Annotated in this window: 2 protein-coding genes; both read left to right on the top strand. The window is 40.8% G+C overall.

The features are described 5' to 3' along the window. A partial coding sequence (locus tag ACS8FD_RS13540) for a pyridoxal phosphate-dependent aminotransferase (RefSeq protein WP_439276261.1) occupies positions 1–1,019 on the top strand: 1,019 nt, incomplete at its 5' end. Between the two features lie 335 nt (positions 1,020–1,354). Next, positions 1,355–1,735: a hypothetical protein gene (locus ACS8FD_RS13535; protein WP_439260482.1), complete on the top strand. Its 381-nt coding sequence runs from the start codon at positions 1,355–1,357 to the stop codon at positions 1,733–1,735. Positions 1,736–1,824 lie beyond the last annotated feature (89 nt).

The raw sequence follows: 1,824 nt of genomic DNA, 5'->3' as shown, positions 1-1,824 counted from the left end.
ACGAAAACTCACTTGGCATGGCAGACTCTGCCAAACAAGCTATCTTAGAATCTTTTGATATCGGGTTTCGTTATCCAGACGATCAGCGCGCAGCTCTTATTAATAAAATTGCTGAGGTCAACGGCGTAACAGAAAGCCAGGTCTCACTAGGCAACGGCTCCAGCGAAAATATCCGAGCCGTCGTGCAAATGCTACAAACCAAAGCTTTAAAAGCAGGCAAGCAATTTCAAGTCATCGTGCCTGATCCTACTTTTGCTTATGCAGAATTGTATGCACTCTCTATCGGCGAGTCTGTCGTAAAAGTACCACTAACGCCTAACAATTACGATTTAGATTTTGACAACCTGCAAAAAGCAGCTAATGAATTCGATGGCATCAGCTTGTTTTATCTTTGCAATCCTAATAATCCAACGGCAACTATCACTGTAACGGACAAGCTAAAAGCCTGGATAAAAGATGCCCCAGCGAATCACTATTTTTTACTGGATCAAGCTTATTCAGAGTACATTACCGACCCAAGTTTTGAGAGTGGGGTTGAGTGGGTAAAGCAAGAGCTATCAGCTAATCTGATCGTCGTTCGTACTTTCTCAAAACTATGTGCGCTGGCAGGTATGCGCATGGGCTATGCCATTGCCAATCCGCAAACGACCGCTGCTATCGAAGCTTTTATGTCCATAGATAACACCAATTTATCAGGTGCAGTGGCCGTCATTGCGACCCTAGATGACGAAGAGTTCTTGGCGCGCAGCTTACGCATTACTAATCAATCACGTGAAATGGTTGAGGCGACACTAGACGAATTGGGTCTGCGTCATTTGCCTTCACAAGCCAACTTTATTTTTCATGAAGTTAAAGGCAATGTAAAAGTCTACATGGACAGAATGCGAGAGCATGGCATTGTGGTCGGACGCGAGTTTCCACCAATTGAAGGTTTTAGCCGCCTAACACTTGGCACACCTGATGAGATGGCGGTGTTCATTGAGGTATTAAAGTCGTTTCGTGAGAAAGGTTGGATTTAGTTGACGATGTAAAAGAGATTAATTAGCACTAAAATTAATACTTAAAAAGGTGAGTTGCATGGTTTGCAGCTCGCCTTTTTTATGTAGTTGTTATTTGATAGATATACTGACTAAACTCATCTGACTTTTATAAGCTAACATTTGTAAACCTACTTTAATATCAAGGCTAACGACTGCCTTTCACCATTACCAACTGCAAACGCACAATTACATTTTTTGTCTTAAAAACAAAGTAGACATCTTATAATATAAAAAATAAGACAGGGTTTGGGTCATGATTGTATTTATGATTATGACCGTTTTACTGACAATAGACACAAAGGAGTATTTGACAGATGGATATTAAAGACATCTTCAAAAAAGAAGTAGAAAAACAGCTGCTCGATGTAGAAGATTACATCTTTACGCCTGAACGTATTGACATGGCTATTGATAATGGTGAGCTCAATTGCGTGTTGAACAGTGATGGCTCTGTAAATATGTTTTATACCAAAGAAGGCATTACAGATGTGCGGGCCGCAGCGCGAAAGCATCCCTTTACTGCGTTTGAAACTGAGCTGCATCATGGTATTTATGATGATGTGATTGAAGATTTAGTCGATGGCGTAAACGACATTATCAGCAGCCATTCTAAATATTTCCGTCCGTCTAGGGTCTTGCCTATGGGTGCTTCTTTAGGTAATGACGGGGTAATTACAGATGCTGATAAATACTAGACAGTAAAAGCTAAACAGAATAGACGTTAGAAGTATCAGATGCTAGAGAGGTTAAACGCTAGTAATTGCCAACACCCAATGTGCTTATT

It is taken from the genome of Psychrobacter sp. 1U2 (assembly GCF_051847575.1).
The sequence above is the reverse complement of the archived record's forward strand: the minus strand, read 5'-3'. Positions and strand labels throughout refer to the sequence as shown.